At 55.5% G+C, this 17,709-nt stretch carries 17 protein-coding genes and 1 tRNA gene; 12 read left to right on the top strand and 6 right to left on the bottom strand.

All coding sequences use genetic code 11. The features are described from left to right. Positions 1–312 precede the first annotated feature (312 nt). Positions 313–720 (top strand): VOC family protein, encoded by a 408-nt coding sequence (locus tag DL88_RS12355; RefSeq protein WP_034996466.1) that lies wholly within the window; start codon positions 313–315, stop codon positions 718–720. Between the two features lie 59 nt (positions 721–779). Here DL88_RS12355 and DL88_RS12360 read toward each other — a convergent pair whose 3' ends face one another. Both DL88_RS12360 and rplS read right to left on the bottom strand, forming a co-directional pair. Further along, positions 780–1,151 carry a hypothetical protein gene (locus tag DL88_RS12360; RefSeq protein ID WP_034996468.1) on the bottom strand — a complete coding sequence of 124 codons (372 nt, stop codon included), beginning with the start codon at positions 1,149–1,151 and terminating at the stop codon, positions 780–782. A gap of 259 nt (positions 1,152–1,410) precedes the next feature. Further along, positions 1,411–1,860, bottom strand: a complete 450-nt coding sequence (gene rplS / locus DL88_RS12365; protein ID WP_034996470.1) for a 50S ribosomal protein L19 — start codon at positions 1,858–1,860, stop codon at positions 1,411–1,413. A gap of 466 nt (positions 1,861–2,326) precedes the next feature. Here rplS and DL88_RS12370 point away from each other — a divergent pair, with 466 nt between their 5' ends. From DL88_RS12370 to DL88_RS12405, 8 genes are all read left to right on the top strand, one after another. After that, positions 2,327–3,655, top strand: a complete 1,329-nt coding sequence (locus tag DL88_RS12370) for a glycosyltransferase (RefSeq protein ID WP_084705156.1) — start codon at positions 2,327–2,329, stop codon at positions 3,653–3,655. 176 nt (positions 3,656–3,831) lie between these two features. After that, positions 3,832–4,359, top strand: coding sequence for a translation initiation factor IF-3 (infC, locus tag DL88_RS12375; RefSeq protein ID WP_034996471.1), 528 nt, complete (start codon positions 3,832–3,834; stop codon positions 4,357–4,359). Positions 4,360–4,495: 136 nt separating this feature from the next. Next, positions 4,496–4,819, top strand: a complete 324-nt coding sequence (gene trxA, locus DL88_RS12380) for a thioredoxin (RefSeq protein WP_034996472.1) — start codon at positions 4,496–4,498, stop codon at positions 4,817–4,819. 207 nt (positions 4,820–5,026) lie between these two features. Beyond that, positions 5,027–5,293: a hypothetical protein gene (locus DL88_RS20680; protein ID WP_034996474.1), complete on the top strand. Its 267-nt coding sequence runs from the start codon at positions 5,027–5,029 to the stop codon at positions 5,291–5,293. 93 nt (positions 5,294–5,386) lie between these two features. Then, positions 5,387–6,289, top strand: a complete 903-nt coding sequence (locus tag DL88_RS12390; protein WP_245270820.1) for a pirin family protein — start codon at positions 5,387–5,389, stop codon at positions 6,287–6,289. Between the two features lie 533 nt (positions 6,290–6,822). Next, a complete protein-coding gene (locus DL88_RS12395; protein WP_245270821.1) occupies positions 6,823–7,938 on the top strand; it encodes an L-dopachrome tautomerase-related protein in 1,116 nt (371 codons plus the stop codon). Positions 7,939–8,164: 226 nt separating this feature from the next. Further along, positions 8,165–8,239, top strand: a tRNA-Gln gene (locus tag DL88_RS12400). Positions 8,240–8,834: 595 nt separating this feature from the next. Continuing rightward, a complete protein-coding gene (locus tag DL88_RS12405) occupies positions 8,835–9,683 on the top strand; it encodes a SphA family protein (protein WP_169741572.1) in 849 nt (282 codons plus the stop codon). Positions 9,684–9,764: 81 nt separating this feature from the next. Here DL88_RS12405 and aroD read toward each other — a convergent pair whose 3' ends face one another. The 3 genes from aroD to DL88_RS12420 form a co-directional block, all read right to left on the bottom strand. After that, positions 9,765–10,535, bottom strand: coding sequence for a type I 3-dehydroquinate dehydratase (aroD, locus tag DL88_RS12410; protein ID WP_245270822.1), 771 nt, complete (start codon positions 10,533–10,535; stop codon positions 9,765–9,767). A gap of 94 nt (positions 10,536–10,629) precedes the next feature. Then, positions 10,630–13,095, bottom strand: coding sequence for a glycine--tRNA ligase subunit beta (gene glyS / locus DL88_RS12415; protein ID WP_034996480.1), 2,466 nt, complete (start codon positions 13,093–13,095; stop codon positions 10,630–10,632). 176 nt (positions 13,096–13,271) lie between these two features. Next, positions 13,272–14,606: an MFS transporter gene (locus DL88_RS12420; protein WP_034996481.1), complete on the bottom strand. Its 1,335-nt coding sequence runs from the start codon at positions 14,604–14,606 to the stop codon at positions 13,272–13,274. Between the two features lie 193 nt (positions 14,607–14,799). On the opposite strand from DL88_RS12420, the gene DL88_RS20355 reads away from it, so the two are divergent. Both DL88_RS20355 and DL88_RS12425 read left to right on the top strand, forming a co-directional pair. Beyond that, positions 14,800–15,033, top strand: coding sequence for a hypothetical protein (locus DL88_RS20355; RefSeq protein ID WP_156971080.1), 234 nt, complete (start codon positions 14,800–14,802; stop codon positions 15,031–15,033). Positions 15,034–15,230: 197 nt separating this feature from the next. Next, entirely contained in the window at positions 15,231–15,680 is a 450-nt protein-coding gene (locus DL88_RS12425) for a hypothetical protein (protein ID WP_034996482.1), read from the top strand. A 704-nt stretch (positions 15,681–16,384) separates the two neighbouring features. On the opposite strand, the gene DL88_RS12435 is transcribed toward DL88_RS12425, so the two are convergent. Continuing rightward, the gene (locus tag DL88_RS12435) at positions 16,385–16,759 is read right to left on the bottom strand and encodes a DUF3597 domain-containing protein (protein ID WP_034996484.1); all 375 of its coding nucleotides are present in this window, start codon (positions 16,757–16,759) and stop codon (positions 16,385–16,387) included. A 548-nt stretch (positions 16,760–17,307) separates the two neighbouring features. Here DL88_RS12435 and DL88_RS12440 point away from each other — a divergent pair. Continuing rightward, positions 17,308–17,706, top strand: coding sequence for a hypothetical protein (locus DL88_RS12440; RefSeq protein WP_034996486.1), 399 nt, complete (start codon positions 17,308–17,310; stop codon positions 17,704–17,706). Positions 17,707–17,709: the final 3 nt, after the last annotated feature.

Here is a 17,709-nt window from a genome sequence, read left to right on the forward strand (position 1 = left end):
ATCCAGGTCTTGCATCCAGACCCGCATCCCAACCCGGCCGAACGGGCCAGGTTGCACGATGCGGATATCGCACTTTCAGCCTATTGCCGCCGGCCAATGCCGCGGGCAGGTTTAGGCGGCCTTGTTTACATCCGTTCTCCTATCGTCATCGAACGCGCGACGCGACAATAATCTTCTGCCAATAACGAATTTCGATGAGGGGACCGGAGGGAAATGCTGTAGAACAAGGTTCAAAAAGTGGGAATCACTCTTTCGGCCAAACCTCGCGGCCGACTCCCTCACAAAATCGATTCTGTCGCCCGAGGAAAACCCATGAGCCAACGCCCGCCGGTCGCACCCTATCTGACCGTTACCCCTGCGATGGCCGCCATCGCCTATTATATCTCGGTCTTCGGCGCACAGCAGAAGGCGCTCATGCCTGCGCTTGACGGCGTTCGCATTCTGCATTGCGAACTCGGGATCAACGGCGGCTCCATCATGCTGTCCGATGCCTTCCCGGAATTTGGCAATACGCGCATGCCAATACCGGGAGAACCGGCGACGTGTTCGATCAGCCTGGAATATCCGACGACCAAACTCGTCGATGAAACCTTCGCCAAGGCTACAAGCCTGGGTGCCAAGGGCGAGGTTCACCCAATGAATTCCTTCTGGGGCACGCGGGTCGCGACCCTGCGCGATCCCTTCGGTCACCGCTGGATTTTAAATGCGCCGCTTTTCTGAGCAATCAAGGGAAGAGATCAACCGGGCCGCGCCAGCATCGGGCGGCTCGCTCGGTTTGCTCAATGCAAAACCGGCGTCTTGATGGTCCACAACCCGATATAATCCGGGTTTATGACTCTTTCGTTTGATCCTTTGAGACGGTAACGTCCGGGCTTCGCCTTGACGAAAGCATTGGTATTTGCGGGCAAAAGCATCGTTTGCCCTTCGCCCTCACCACGCAGGGCGAGCTGAAAGCCTTCTTCACGATTTGCATCGAGAATGACGCCGTGAACCTGAACTTTTTCACGGACGGAAATTCCGTCACGTTCGAGGTGCACGAAACCGGCGATCACATATTTGCCGATGAGCTCGGCAGCAAGTCCATCGTCCCATTCGAGAGGAGTATTCTCCTCATCCGCCTCATCACGCTCGCTTTTATCACCCGCATTCATGGCTCTGTTCCGCTTATGGGATCAGTGGGATCAAGCTTCGTGCCAGCGGGCCACGGACCCTCAAGCCTTTGAGGAAACTGGCAGGACAGGAGTGGAGAGCCATCTCACTCCGTGTCTCAGGCAAGAGCCTTTACGTTTCAATGAGATCGCAACGCGATCCGCCAACCCCGAAAAGAATCTCTTCGCGTAAAGTCGGACAGTGAAAAACTATCCGACCCTATTCGAACGGCGCGATGACCTCATCACGCCGGTCCGATTCTTATTCCGCGGGAGCAGCAGCTGCTTTCTTGGCTTTTGCAGCGGCCTTGGCCTCTTTCTTGGCGGCCTCGCGCGCAGCCTTTGCAGCCGGCGTCTCCATGCGCTCGGCGATACGGGCGGCCTTGCCGCGGCGATCACGCAGATAATAGAGCTTGGCGCGGCGCACCTTACCGCGACGGACAACCTTGATGGAATCGATGTTCGGCGAAAAAATCGGGAAAACGCGCTCGACGCCTTCGCCGTAGGAAATCTTGCGGACCGTGAAGCTCTCGTTGATGCCGCCGCCATTACGGGCGATGCAAACACCTTCATAGGCCTGGACGCGCGTGCGCTCGCCTTCCTTGACCTTCACATTGACGACCAAGGTATCGCCAGGCTGGAAGTCCGGAATTGCGCGATTGGCCAGAAGCTTGGCGGCCTGTTCCGCTTCCAAAGTTTCGATAATGTTCATGTCTTTGACCTTTTGAGCCGTTTCGCCTGAGCGAGGCCTGAAAAGGGAACGGAAGGATCCGGCCCGATTCCGGCAGGCGAGCGTTTCGGCACGCTGTTTTGAGTTGAAACCTGATCTTTACCGGAGACAAAATAACTTGTCGAGAGCCTTCCTCGCCCCATCCTCCGATAGCCTTCATCATGACTCGTGAGAAAGACGATCGATCCCTTTGCGCAGCAAGTTCGCCAATGAGCGAATCTGCCAAACCTCGGCGGGTAACAGCCAAGCAAGCACGGCGACAGATGAAGCCGTCTCGAATCGCCTCATTTTCCAATAAACTTCCCTGAAAGCCACAGCCTCCGGAAAACACTCATCAAACCTATGTCATTGCCGCGCGATTCCCTATAGATGCATCCTGTTCTACCTTCTCTCGTTTCGATGATTGCCGTCTACGGACCAGCCACATGACGTTTGCGCCCGGGGCCTGATGCGCCAGCTCCTGTCCCCACCCCTGCTCGATCGCTCCACGCACCCCCTGAGCCACAGGACGGTGCTGCAAATCGTTCCAAGCCTCGATGGAGGCGATGCCGGCCATATTGCGATCGAGGCCGCGGCGGCCATTGCCGCAGTGGGCGGCAAGGCACTTGTCGCCAGCGAGGGAGGACGTCTGGTGAGCGCCCTGCAGGCGATGGGCGGCCTATGGATGCCCTTCCCCGCCGCCTCGCGGGAACCATTGGCGATGCTGCTCAATGTGCGCCGCCTCGCGCGGCTGATCGAGCAGGAAAATGTCGATATCATCCATGCGCATTCGCGCGCCGCAGCCTGGGTCGCCTATGGCGCGGCGCGCCGGACGAAGACACCCTTGGTGACCACTTTCCACAGTGGCTATATTGAAGAAACCGGTCTGCAGCAGCGTTATAATTCGATCATGGCGCGTGGCGATTGCATCATCGCTCATTCTCACTATACCGCCAGATTAATCGAGGCCCGGTATCCGCATGCGCGCCGGCGCATCAAGGTCATCCCCGCCGGAATCGATTTCCAGATCTTCGCCCCGCAGCACGTCGAACCCAGCCGGGTACAGGCGCTGAGGGAAAATTGGGGTATCGCGCCCGATCAACGGATCGTGCTGTTCACCGATCCTTTTGCCGAGATCAACGGTAAAAATGCGATCGCGGGCAGCCATCGCCGACAGTCTGGCCAGCCGACTTTCATCGAAGCGGCGCGCATGCTCCACGATCAAGGCCTCAAGGACGCTATTTTCATCCTCGCCGGTAATGCGACGCCAGTGCTCGGCCATCACTTAGGCCCCGCCACGCGGCATGAGCCCGAGCGTCCGCGTTTCGCCCTGCCAACGGATATGCAGGCAGCCAAGGAATTCGAACGCCGGATCGCGACCGCCGGTCTTTCCCGCATCATGCGGCGGGCGACGACGGAGGCCGATCTCCCGGCAGCCCTTCTGGCGAGTGCCGCCGTCGTAGCACCAATGACGCAGCCGGAAGGATTCGGTCCACTCGCCATTGCCGCACAGGCCATGGGCACGCCGATGATCCTGCCGGCGCTTGGAGCCGCCGCCGAAATCATTCTTGCGCCTCCAGAGGTGATAGATACGGAGAGAACTGGCTGGCTGGTACCGCCGGGCGATTCTCACGCCCTGGCTTCGACAATCGCCGAGGTTCTCGCGCTTGGCGCCACGGCGCGCGGGCTCCTGAGCGAGCGGGGACGCCGTCAGGTCGAAGCGCGATTTTCGCTCGATACCATGTGCCAGGATACGCTTGCCGCCTATGCTTCCCTGCTCGGCGGCGATGAGGATTGAACTTTTCACGGAGTGATTTGTTCTTAGTGAGGTCAAGTCTTCATTGACATCTTTTCATAATGGCCCAATCTCTGAATGGGCCGTTTTTCGTGGCATCAGAGACGCAAGGTGCGCTCAAGGCTGGCACGATAACAGGTTCGCTTGACAACAAAGGAGTTCTACCCATTCGCCGCCCTATGAAAGCCCCCATTGCCCCACAGAAGGATGGACCCCGTATCAATCACGAAATCCGTGTCCGCGAGATCCAGTTGATCGATGCCGAAGGCCAAAATCGCGGCATCGTGCCGATTCTCGAAGCCCAGCATCTGGCCGACGAAGCCTCTCTCGACCTCGTCGAGATCGTGCCGAATGCCAATCCGCCAGTCTGTAAAATTCTCGATTATGGAAAATTCCGCTTTCTCGAACAGAAGAAAGCCGCAGAGGCCCGTAAGAAGCAGAAGATCGTCGAGATCAAGGAAATCAAGCTGCGTCCCGGTATCGATGAACATGATTACGATACCAAGATGAAGGCCGTGAAGCGCTTCTTCGAGGAAGGCGACAAGGTCAAGGTCACGCTGCGTTTCCGCGGCCGTGAGATGGCCCACCAGGATTTGGGTTTCCGCCTGCTCGAACGCGTGAAGTCCGAAACCGGCGCCTTCGCGAAAGTCGAAGCTGAGCCTTCCATGGAAGGCCGTCAGATGATCATGGTACTCGCGCCCCGCTGAGACCCATCTGCTGCACCAATGAAGGCATCGGCGTAAAGCGCGCTGTTCCAGTCATGCTTTATCCAATTCGCCGGCCAGTATGCGGCCCGTGCCTGGTTAGCCATGGCACGTAAGCCGCATGACGCCAGAGACAGTCATGCCGAGCCTTAAACTTACCGACGATACCTTCGCCCGCGCTGTTTATGACGCGGGCATTCCTGTTTTTGTGGACTTCTGGGCAGATTGGTGCGGTCCATGCCATGCAGTCGCTCCTCTGCTTGAGGAATTGGCGGACGAATTGAAGGAATTCGTCGTTATCGCCAAGCTCAACATCGATGAAAACCCTCTCACGGCCGAGACGGAAGCCATCCATTCGGTGCCGACATTCAAAATATTCCGGGACGGCGCCATGGTTGCGCAGGATATCGGAGCCTATACAAAAGACGCCTTGCGCAACTGGATTCTCGAAACAGTCGGATAAAATCGCGCCGGTTTCGTTCAATAACGGCACTACAGTAAGGCTTCTCCGTTGGAGGATGTCCGAACTATCCCGATAGTCCTGTCGGTTCTGCATCAGGTTGAATAGCGTAGCACGCAAGGGTGCATGGATACACATGCCCCAACGGGCACCGCATGCGGGTCAAGACAGGCCCAGATATGCGATGGTACAGATTATGAAACGTATGTGTTGGAAGCATTGATTACCATCGGCGCGGTGACCCCTCCACAGGATCGGCATTGTTGGCCCGCGCCGAAAGAATATGAAGAGGCCTCGCTGGTACGGGAACCCTCGCAGCGGATGCGCATATCAAGTCTGTCGTCGCCATTCGTATCGGTGATCTTCTCCACCGGAAAGTCTCGCGTGACACTACGAGGTGATTACGGGCTCGCGACGCTCACGCCAAATCTCGTCTATGTCGTATACATCGGCATCAACGGCGATCCCGGATTGTAAATGAATTGGACTGAAAAGAGCGCTCCACTTTCAGGCTATCTTAATCGCTGCGGCTGCGTGCGGATGACATCAAGGCACCCGGGATCGAAAAGGATGAATCGTATGATCGAGATGGTGATATCGCAGCGCCGCCGCAGTCTTGGCGGTTTCGAGGTCGGACGCCTTTTGCCTTTTGCGAAACGACGCATGATCGGACCTTTCATTTTCTTCGATCATCTTGGCCCCGTCGATCTGCCTGCCGGCCTGCCCCGTTCTGTCGATGTCCTGCCGCATCCCCATATCGGTCTTTCCACAGTGACCTATCTGTTTGCCGGAGAGATCGTTCATCGCGACAGCGTCGGTTCACAACAGCCGATCCATCCGGGAGAAGTCAATTGGATGACCGCCGGATGTGGCGTGACACATAGCGAGCGATTCGAACGCGCGCGACAGGAAGAAGGCGATCATGTTCACGGCATTCAGGCCTGGGTAGCGTTGCCAAAAGAAAATGAGGAAAATTCCCCATTCTTCCAACATTATGAAGGCACGGATCTCCCGGTCTGGCAGGAGAAGGGCATGACGGCGAGACTGATTACCGGAGAGGCATTCGGTGCCAAGGCGCCTACAGCGGTGTTTTCGCCCCAGTTCTATATCCATTGGCAGCTCGATAAGAATGTCACGATCGACCTGCCGCATCAATACTCTGAACGTGCCGTCTATGTCGCAGCGGGACGTATCCAGACAGAGGATCAGAGCTTCGGCGCGGGAGACATGATTCTCTTCGGCCGTAATACTTCGGTGCGCATCACGGCGGAGCAGCCGTCAATCGTGCTCGGCCTTGGCGGTGAACCGATCGGAGAGCGTTTCATCTATTGGAACTTCGTTTCGTCTTCGAAAGAGCGCATCGATCAGGCAAAAGCGGATTGGCAGACGGGACGGATGAAGCTTCCAGATTTCGATCATCAGGAATTCATACCCTTGCCCCAAGATGCCACTCCCGCTCCCAATCCTTTGTGATTACGAATTGCAACGCGTGTCATTTCCCGGACTGGGACTCATTTCCCCAATTTAGCTCTCAAGGGAAGTGCATGTCCGCTGACCAATCCTGACGAGGATCCGTCAAACCATCGACAGCTGGTGATCAGGGGCTGGAGAAGCTCCCCTGCCATCCTTGTCAGCCACCGGCCGCAAGGCGTATACCGGTCCCATATGCTCAAGCTCTCGATAAAGCCAAGCATCTCATCGCTGACAGTCAAGTTCACACTGCTCGCAAATGCGGGTAACCAAAGGACTGGCGGTCTTGTTTATCCCCGGCAGGGTTCGCTTACGCAGATTCGACATGATTGTCATTGGCGGATTCGACGCCGCCTGTATACCGGCGGCATCGTGAATCAAACATGCGGCCGAGATGCGGCCGGAAGGTGCACAGAGACGACATGCAGAGAGAAGACACCAAGAGAGTAGAGATTCGACGGGGAATTCCAATAGACCGGCGTCGCTTCCTGCAAACCAGCCTTTCCTTCACCTCGGCAAGCGGGATGCTGCTTCCAATGTCAGGGGCATACGCGGCCGGTGCCATCGCATCGGCGGTTTCGGGCGATTCAATCCCTTTTGGTCAGTTCGAGACTGTCGCGCAATTTCGCGATCCGGGCCCTTCCGGTGTCGCCGTTACTCCCGACGGGAGAGTGTTTCTTGGCTTTCCGCGCCATGCCGAAAACCACAGCAAGGCGTCCCTCGCCGAATTTCGCGACGGAAAGCTTATCGCCTATCCCAATGCGGCCATGAATGCCCTTGCCGAGGGCAAACCTGCCGAGCGGCTGATATCGGTCCATGGCATGACTCTCGACAGCCTGGGGCGTCTGTGGCTGATCGACGACGGGAAGATAGCCGGAGAACCGATCGCCAAGGGAGCCGCCAAAATCGTGGGCATCGATCCCTCCACCAATCAGGTCATTGCCAATATCGTTCTGACCCCGCCAACAATGCTGACGGAAAGTCACATGAACGATCTACGCATCGATCTGACGCACGGCGAGGCAGGCATTGCTTATGTCTCTGATTCCTCGTTCGGTATAAAACCTGCCCTTGTCGTCGTCGATATCGCCACCGGAAACCAGCGCCGGGTTCTCGCGCAACATCCGTCGACCCAACCTCAGCAGGGATTTTTGGCGATTCTCGATGGCAAAGCCCTGCGTTACGATCCCATCCATCCTACTTTTCCCACCGGAGGCGTGGACGGGCTGACACTCAGCGCTGATAGCAAGCGTCTCTATTATGCTCCGCTCACGAGCCGGCGGCTCTATAGTATCGCGACCGATCTGATCTCCGATTTTTCCGCAGGCGAAGAGGCTCTCGCTGCAGGCGTCGTCGACGAGGGGGAAAAAGGGCTCTCGGACGGTCTCGCAACCGATCGAGAAAATCGGATCTACATCACCGCCGTCGAGCATAATGCCATCTTACGGCGAGACCCTCGCGGCAGCGTTGAAATCTTTGCGCGTGATCCCCGCATCGTCTGGCCGGACGGGATTTGCACGACGGATACTCACGTCTATTGCACCCTCGGCCAATGGAACCGGCTCGCAAGCTTCAACAATGGCAAGGATCTGCGCCAGCCTCCTTATCTTCTCATCCGCATGCCCATCGCCACACCACCGGAACCAAGGTGACGCGCCGTACCCGATGAACCGACTCGGGAAGCTGACTGGACCTTTTCAAAATGCGCGGTCTTCGCCGAGACCGGAGAATATGCTCCCTGATGGCATCACATTTCTCCGTTGAACCCACCTGAAATCCACATGATAAGGGAAAATTTGCAAATAAATGCGAAGGCCGGTTGCAGGTGAGCACCACCCGCATTATGGTCCGCGAGCTTTCCTTACCGAAGCAAGGGATTGGGGCGTAGCCAAGTGGTAAGGCAGCGGATTTTGATTCCGCCATTCGGAGGTTCGAGTCCTCCCGCCCCAGCCAATATCAAGCGAATCGCTATGCCTTACAGGTCAGCGCACCTCTCGAAAATATTGGGCCGGCCGTCGGAATAGGTCGTTTCCGCGCGGTGAACTGGTAGGAAAACCAGGCTGGCTAGCGCCAGCGGGACGAGCCCGGCAGCCCATTCTCCCAAAACTCGCTTCTGCGTGAGATCGCATCCCATCGCAATTCTTAATGCTCCAGGCGTAACCACGCGACGCGGCGTCGATAATGGGCACCACTATCGCCCGCCGTCCCCCTGCTTTACTCCTCCATGTATGAAGCTTACCCTCTTTCGGAGAGGTGGAACGCACGCGCAACGCGAGTGACGTATGTTGCTTTCAACATCCGATCCATGCACAATGTATAAGCTGCGCTTAACAATATGACACAACCCGCGCAGGGTAAGGCTGGGGCTTATCGATAGAGGGCGACGGGGGTAAAAGTGGCGAAAGAATGCGCGCAAGGAACGGTACGTGTAAGCATACGGATTTTCTGGAGCGTCCTCTTAACTTGCTGCATGTATGGGGCGACATGCGGCCTTTCGCGGGCAGCCGAAAATGCGTTCGGATTTTACATTCTCGGCAGCCGCGGTGCCATGGCCGGTTTTGTGCCGCCGCCAGGCATTTATTCTCAAAATGATTTCTATTTTTACAACGGATCTACACAAGCTAACCGTGAAATTGTAACTGGCGGCCATATCATTGCCAATGTTAGTGATTCCATCCGCGCTGATTTCCAGTCATTGAGCCTGATCACCCCCTGGCAAATCCTCGGTGGGGACTTCGGCATCGGCGCGATCATTCCCTGGGGCGGCGTCGCCATCCGTGCTGGCGCGCAATATTCTGGTCCGCTGGTCAACACGCCGACGCGAGCGGATTTCGGCGACAGCACGCTCGTGATGGGCGATCCCGTCCTAACCACAGTCCTTGGCTGGCATAGCGGTAATTTCCATTGGAATATCAGCGGCCTCATGAATTCACCCCTCGGCTATTACCGTGCGGGCCAAGTCGCCAATCTCGCCTTCCACCGATGGGCTGGAGACATTTCCGGTGCGCTGACCTATTTCGATCCCAAGACCGGACTCGATCTCTCCATCGTGACGGGCATGACCTTCAACGGAGAAAATCCCGTCACCCATTATCGTACGGGAACGGAATATCACCTTGAATGGGCGATGACACAGACGCTTGCGAAAGGCCTGTCGGCGGGCGTTATCGGCTATTATTACAAGCAGATTACCGGTGATGGCGGAACCGGGGCTCTCCTCGGCCCGTTCAAGGGTGAAATCGCCGCATTCGGCGGTACAATTGCCTACACGATCGATCTGCCCGAGACACAGATCTCGACCAGGATCAAGGTTCTTCGCGAATTCGACGCGACCAATCGCCTGACCGGCACGGCGGGTTTCATGACCGTCGCATTTCCCCTTTATGCGTTCAAATAGGAGACCTTGACCGTCGCCCGCTCAGGCACTTGTCAACACTCTCTGCCGTACGATCTGGCGCAAGTTCGATGCGGCAGGAGCTTATTTCAAGGCTTCATGAATGAGATCGAGAACCGGGCTCAACTTCGCCAGTTCGACCTGTCCAGGTGCCGAAGCCTCACCGATCATGGCAAATGTCGCGGCCGAGCCGAAAAGTTCGCCCGAGAGGCGGGAAACAACCCCCGGCCCCGCCATCGCCATGGTGATCAAAGGGCAATGCGCATAGCGAGTCGACATGAGCCAGGTGGCTTCGAGAAGTTTAAGGACGTCACCAGCGTCTTTCGGCATGGTCGCTATTTTGACGATATCCGCACCCAGATCCTGCATGTGCCGCATACGGGCGATGAGATCCCAAACCGGTGCCGTGGCAGCGAAATCATGATGTGACAGGACAACTTTAGCACCGGCACGTCGCGCCGCGTCGATGGTTGGCAGAACGACGTCTTCCCCACGCGCCACTTCGACATCGATCAAATCGGGACGGCCTTCAGCAAGGATGGTCCGATAGAACTCGACGTAATCCACGCCATCCAGTGCGGTCATGCCCCCTTCAGCCTTGGTGCGGAAGGTCACGATCAGAGGTTTCGCCCCCTCGATTGCGGCAGCAGCGCGCGTAAGTTCTGACACATGATGCGCGTCGCGCGCCTGATCGAGATGGTCAACGCGCAATTCAATGAGATCGACCGTCGATTCACGCGCATATCGAGCGGCAAGAGCCAAAACCTCGTCGGCAGTTTTCGCTGTAATCGGCACGATGATGCTGGGGCGACCGTTTCCAATCACCACATTGCCGACGGACACACTTTGCATCATTCGTTTTTTCCCACGGAGAGCCATTCAGTTTCCGGAATATCCATGGAATTTTTGGGAAACGCTTCACGGCCGACGTGTACGCTACGCGTGTTGATTACCCGGCAATTCTCGAAAAATCGGCAATCCTGTGCACCGCCTGTCTCAGTTCATTGAGCAGGCGGAGGCGGTTGACACGCATCTCCCGTTCCTCCGCATTCACGGTAACATGCTCGAAGAAAGCGTCGACAGGGCCACGTAATGTCGCCAGGCTCTCCATCGCCTTTTCAAAAGGGCTCGCCCCGTCAAAGGTCCGACGTCCGGTTTCCTCCTCCGCCTGACGCAAATGCGCCTCGGCATCTTCACGCATCAGGCGAATGCGCTCCCACAGAGCACGTTCATCCCCCTCGCGGAACAGGCCAGGATCAGCTGGATCCTCAAAGGCACCGGCACCATCCTTCTTCTCTTCCGCTTTCAGAATATTGGCCGCTCGCCGATAGCCTGCCAGAAGATTGGCCCCTTCCTCAGTATCGAGGAAATTGCCCAGCGCATCGACACGGGCAGTGATGAGAAGGAGATCGTCCTGGCCCGGCAGAGCGAAAACGGCATCGATCAGATCGTGGCGGGCGCCCCGGTCACGAAGATACACTTTCAACCGCTCACCGAAAAAGGCCATGAGCTGGTCGATGAGACCCTGCCGTTCCGACAAAAAGACCTGCCGAGCCAGGGCAAATTCGGGCGCGGTGGCATCGGCGTGACCCGCGGCGAGCCAGATTTCGCGCAACCGCTCGTAAGGTTTGATAAGTGCGTGCAGGCTCTCAAAGAACTTAGCACCGTCCGGCGCCGCCTCGCCTTCACCGGCAAACCGCGCATCGAGAATCTGGGCAAGGGCCTCTTTTGCCGCCCGCGCCCGATCAGATCCAAACTCCCAGGCCCAAAGGCCGCTGCGGATGAGCTTCTCGAGGTCAGCCGCATCGGCGTCCGTGTCCTCCCACAAGGTCTGCAACCTGAAAGCCGGTACGGCCTCGCTTACGCGCACCATATGGGCATAGACATGCCCCAGGCTCTCACGAAGCGGCAGACGTAGCCTGTTCTCGAGAATCAGCGCGATAATACCGAGTGCCGCGCGCCGCAACGCGAAGGGATCCTTGCTGCCGCTCGGTCTCTCATCGATGGCAAAGAAGCCGACGAGCGTATCGAGTTTATCTGCGAGCGCAACGGCCACGGAGACCGGCGCCTTTGGCACAGTGTCATTGGGGCCTTGCGGCTTATAATGATCCTCGATCGCGGCGGCGACATTCACGCTCTCGCCCTGATGCTCCGCGTAATAGCGACCCATCAACCCTTGCAATTCAGGAAATTCGCCGACCATTTCCGATACGAGATCGGCCTTGGCGAGTGATGCTGCCCGTTCCGCCTCCGATGGATCAGCCCCGACGACAGGACTCAAATCGCGGGCGTTCAGGATCAGGCGCTGCACGCGCTCTCCCTGCGTGCCGAGCTTTTCATGGAAGACGATCGTATCGAGCTTCGCCAGCCGCGCCTCGAGGCGTAGCTGGAGATCGGTTTCCCAAAAAAATTTGGCATCCGAAAGACGCGCCCGGACCACACGCGCATTGCCGGCGATAATACCGGCGCCGCCATCCTTGGCTTCGAGATTCGAGACGAGCAGAAATTTATGGGCAAGGTGCCCGCTCACCGGATCGCGCAATACGAAGCATTTCTGGTTCGCCCGAATCGTCGCACGAATGACCTCCGGCGGTATTTCTAGAAATTGCGGATCAAATTCCGCCATTAGCACCACCGGCCACTCGACAAGGCCAGCGACCTCATCAAGCAAACCCTTGTCTTCAATAAGTTCCAGACCTTGCGCGAAGCTGAGATCGCGGGCGTCGTGAAGGATGATATCGCGGCGCCGTTCCGCGCTCAGCACCACCTTGGCCTTTTCCAGAGCGGGTAGATAATCATCGAAACGGCGCACCTTGATTGGCTCGGGCGCCATGAAACGATGACCATAGGTCACCTGCCCTGACTGAATTCCATCGACGTCGAAAGAGACGATGTCGGGTTCTTCGGTCTCCGGGCCAAACGTCGCCACAATGGCATGCAGAGGTCTCACCCACCGCAAGGCGTCGGAACGCACCGATGCCTTGCCCCAGCGCATGGATTTTGGCCAGGGAAAACTCCTGATGACGGAAGGCAAGAGATTAGCAAGGACATCGAGCGTGGGCTGGCCCGCACGTTCGATGACGGCAAGGTAGAAATCGCCTTTCTTGGCATCTCTCTGGATTTTCGCCTGATCGATCGAAGCAAGCCCGGCGCTCTTCAAGAAGCCCTGAACCGCGGCCTCGGGCGCTCCGACTTTCGGACCCTTTTTTTCCTCACGGACATCCTTTTGGCGCGGCGGCAGGCCGGCGACATGAAGCGCAAGCCGGCGGGGCGTCGCAAAGCTCGCCGCGCCTTCGAAACTGAGTCCTTGTTCGCTCAAGGCCACGGTCACCAGCCGCTTCAACTCCTCGGCCGCCTGTGCCTGCATGCGGGCAGGAATTTCCTCGGAAAACAGCTCAAGCAGAAGATCGGGCATCGTTATGTCTTGATCGGAAGCGGAAAGATACAGGTTCGCGCGGAACCAGCCGGATTCACCCTCTCATAAACGGATCGCGGCCGGGACGAAAGGTCTCCTTCGACACCAACCCTTTTCGATCATCTCTCGGCGGCGGGGTCAATTCATCGCCACTCCGCTTCACCCAAGCGGCGCCGCTAGACGGCATTTTCCATACGCGACTTTTTCTTCAAGTCCGGCAAGAAGCAATAGAAGATCAACGAAACGAAAATGCACGCGGTGGCATAAATGAAGAACCATTCCTCATGCCCACGGTTCTTGAAGAATAGAGCGACACTATCGATCGTACCGCCGAACAATGCTGTGGCAATTGCATAGGGGAAACCAACCCCAAGGGCGCGGATGGAAGTCGGAAAAAGTTCAGCCTTCACGACTGCAGCAGTCGACGTATAAGGCGTAATGATACACCAGCCCAAAGAGATTAGAAGAAAGGCAACAAGCGGACTTGTCGTAGTTCGCAACGTCATCAGCAATGGATAAGTCAAAAGAGTGCCAGCGATACCAAAGGCCAACAGCATCGGCTTGCGACCGATTTTGTCTGACAAAGCGCCATAGAGCGGCTGAATGGATACCGCGAAAACCAGAGATCCGAAGATAATCAAAGTCGTCTGATCATCCGTGAGACCGACCGATAATTTCACGAATTTCTGCATATAGGTCGTGTAGGTGTAAAAGGCCGAGGTCCCACCTGCAGTAAAGCCGATGACATAAAGAACCATTTTCCAATTACGGCGCAAGACCGTCCAGGTACCGACGCGCGTGGCTACAGCCTGCGATTTCTGAAACAGATCGGTTTCATGCAAGTCACGACGCATGAAAAAGCAATAAAGCGCGAGCGCGGCACCGATGAAAAAGGGAATACGCCAGCCAAAATCACGAAGCTGGTCAGGTGTCAGCAGTAGTTTTTGCAAGATCAATAAAACGAGAATGGCAGCGAGTTGCCCGCCAATCAATGTCGTGTACCAGATACCAGAATAAAAGCCGCGGCGCGCGGGATGCGACACTTCAGCAAGATAAGTTGCGCTGGTGCCATATTCACCGCCCTGGCTCAGACCTTGCAGAATACGAGCGAATGCCAACATAACAGGCGCTGCTATACCGATCGAATCGTAAGTCGGAGTCACCGCGATAAGGAGTGATCCGACGCACATTAACAGAATTGCGAAAGTCAGCGACAGACGCCGGCCATAGCGGTCCGCGAAATAACCGAACAAGAGACTGCCGATGGGACGCATGACAAAGGCAGCGGCAAAAAGCGAAGCCGCCGCCAGCTGCTGAGCTACTGGATCGGCGACCGGAAAAAACGAGCCCGCAAAATAAAGCGCAAAGGCCGAATAGGCATAGACATCATACCATTCAATCAGATTTCCGGTGGAACCGACAAGAATGGCTTTCATCCGCCGTCGGACATCGACCTGATCATAGGGATCCGCGCTAGGGGAGAAATGAGTTTTTTGTAATGTATCGACCATTTTTCCTGGCTCCCAAGGCGCATTATCCAAGGCTTCATTGACGCTTGACGAGCGCGCTTCAACGAGATGTTCGGGTCAAGGTGCCATTCCTCGGACATGAAAACCAGTTGCGAAAGAGCATTTCTATTTTGCATCGTCCCAGTCGAGCACGAAAAGCAAAGATATTTCATAGAGGTCGGTCGCCAGCAACGGCGTGGCTGCCTTAAAGGATCTACTTGTGGTGTTAAGGGTTTGTTCAGGTCAAATACATCAAGAAGAAAGAATGGCCTCAGGAATAAATGCTATCCATACCCGGATCGTTGAAGCGCATTTTGCCGGAAAGCACATCAGCTTCACAAAAGCCAAAGCTGTTAAAGAAAAATATGTGCAGATGAAAAGTGCAAAGTTGCAGACACAATCAAAAATGAGCTTTTTATCAGATTTCTGATGTAATCATCTACATAATAATTTTACGGTAATATGTCGCACAGTTGTTTATTTTTACAATTTTATTATTATTTATCTAAATTTTTCGTATAAATATCACTTAATTAATTCTATTAAGCACGTAAATCGTAAGGATATTGACGAGAAACACATAGGTTACTATTTCATTGATAAATTTCTTTGCCTTGGAATGTCATAATGTTGAAAAGAGCTGCTCTTATAATTGCTGTTTTTCCTGGTGTCGCTGGTGCCGTTGAAGGAACTTCCGTCCTCCGCCGCGATGGAATGCCGGCTACGATAAGTGCCAAATCCGGCTTCCCTCATTACGACATCGGCAAGCAATGTGGCGACGCCTGGAAACCCAGTGAATCGGGCCTGAAGACCTGTATTTTGGATCAGACACGGCTTGCCACACTCACTGCCCAATTGTGGGATAACCTCGTGCGAAGCGACAAAGAAGGTTGCATGCATCGGGCGGATCTCGCCAGCGCGTCTCCCTACAGCGTGCTTTATGCATGCTCTAAAGGGGCCATTTTCCGCGCTAAACACCAAACCACAACAGCCACCATTCCACTATCTCCACCCCTGCAAGCTAGCAACGACACAAAAACAGTCACCAACGCTCCGGCCGAGGTGAAGCAGCGCTAGTGTGACGCGAGAAAGGATTATACGAGTCTGACGTGAAAGCCATCAGACTTACCCCCGGATAAGACGACGGCTTTTCGAATGATCTCATAAATCGATCGCTATCAGACTGTTTTGATCGGCGATCTCATCGCCCACATTGACCAGATCATAGGACTGATAACCAAGTCTTCCTGATCCCCGGCCGGGGATCAGGAAGGTCCGGCTTGAGAGGCGCCGCTCCGCGGTCGCGGGAAGTAAAGTCCTAATGAGTTTATGCTCATTGAAACTACGCATGACGAGACGCTTGCCTCGCTTCCCCTCGCCAGAAATCGGCGTCAGGTCAATGATCCCGAACGTCGATCAATTTCTGCTTTCCAAAGCGGTTACACCAAATGCGATGATGTTCCTCTTCGGAGAGAATTCTCCGCGAGATTGGCTTTAGGAATTTTGCCCCACGAAATTGATCCGCGCACTTCCAGGCTACATCTCTTCGGCCGCGCTGGGTTACAATGAGCAAGATATACCCACCTCCGAACCTCCCCCCAAATATACGAAAATACCTCAAGAGCGGTCTATTGCATTCCGTGTACGGCCACGACGACCCTTGCAGCCCCCCGAAGACATGGACCGCCAAACAAACCATTAAATGCAGGTTTTCTTCGTTCAGCCTTCCCTCGCCTCAGGCAGATGAAAGCGAGGGAACAACGCCATTGTACGCTCTGCAATCAAGCAGCCTTCAAATCATCCGGCACACGCCCGCCGTTCTCCGCGAGCTTCTTCATCACTTCCTTGTGAAGCCAAATGTTCATTTGCGCGGAATCTTCTTTATCACCCTCATAATGCAATTCATCCGCCAATTGCTTGCGGGCCGCCAGGCTACTGTCAAGATCAAGGAGCTTTAAGAGATCGACAATCGAATGTCTCCAATCAAGCTTTTCATGTTTGTCCTGCAAAGCCTTATCCAAAACCGCCTCGACATCGACAGTGCCAGTGGGTGTATTGGCCGCAGCAGAACCTGCCGTAGAGGGCGAAGTCGCACTCTCAGCACCCACTTGCTGCGTGCCAAAGATTTTCGATAGTATATTTCCAAAAAAGCTCATCTTGTCAGCTCCTTATATCGGGAATTTGAGACAGAAAAGGTATATCCTTCTCGTCTATCCTGTCGAATCGACGTAAAGGTCGAACAACAAACTTATTTGGCCTACATTGAAACACGCCTCAGCGGTTAATTTAACGCTAGGGGTTACCGAAAGTTCCACAGTGTTCTGTCCAGCCTTGATGGATGAGAAGTTGAGTATTCGCTCAATTTCGCGAAGGTCTGGACACACAGCATACCAATCACTCAAGCATATGTTGCTCGCTTTGGTATTCTTCCTGTGTCAGCTTACGCAGCGAACGAATGAAGAGCTCGGGGGCGGTTTTGGCGCATATCACCGAGGGACGCGTTACTCGCCCGATTATCGTTTCCAGGTCTCGGCGATACCAGGTCTTGGCGATATAGGCAGCACTTGAAAATGTGGCCTCGGATAGACAAATAAAACGATGCAACTATTTTATAAATTGACTGTTGTTTTCGAAATATCTTAATGGAAGAGTTCTCACATAAGCTCCGATAAACGGACCTCAGATTTACAGCAGGATACCGAAGTTGCAGTCCATCGATCAAATCCGCGCCGAAATCGCATCAATTGAAAAGCGTATCGCCAAACTACGCGAGGCCGAATCCATTCTGGCCGAGCTTGAAGGTGAGGTACCTGCGGCGCGTCCTCGTCGTGGTCGCCAGCCAAGAGCCGAGCAGGAGACACCAGCGCCGTCTCCCGCATTAGGATCACGTCGCCGGCAAATCTCCTCAGAGCGGGAAGGCTCCACACCGCAAGCGATCCTCGCAATCTTGGAGGCCCATGGCCCCTTGCCGCGGGCGGAAATCGAGAATGCAGTGCGTGCAGATCGTGAAATCGGCAAGCAAACAGTATCCGTTGCATTGCAGCGGCTGCGCGGAGCCGGGAAGATCCGTCTGCGCGACAACAAATGGGGCCTTAAAAAATAAGGT

Source organism: Beijerinckia mobilis, assembly GCF_000745425.1.
Taxonomy (GTDB): Bacteria; Pseudomonadota; Alphaproteobacteria; order Rhizobiales; family Beijerinckiaceae; genus Beijerinckia; species Beijerinckia mobilis.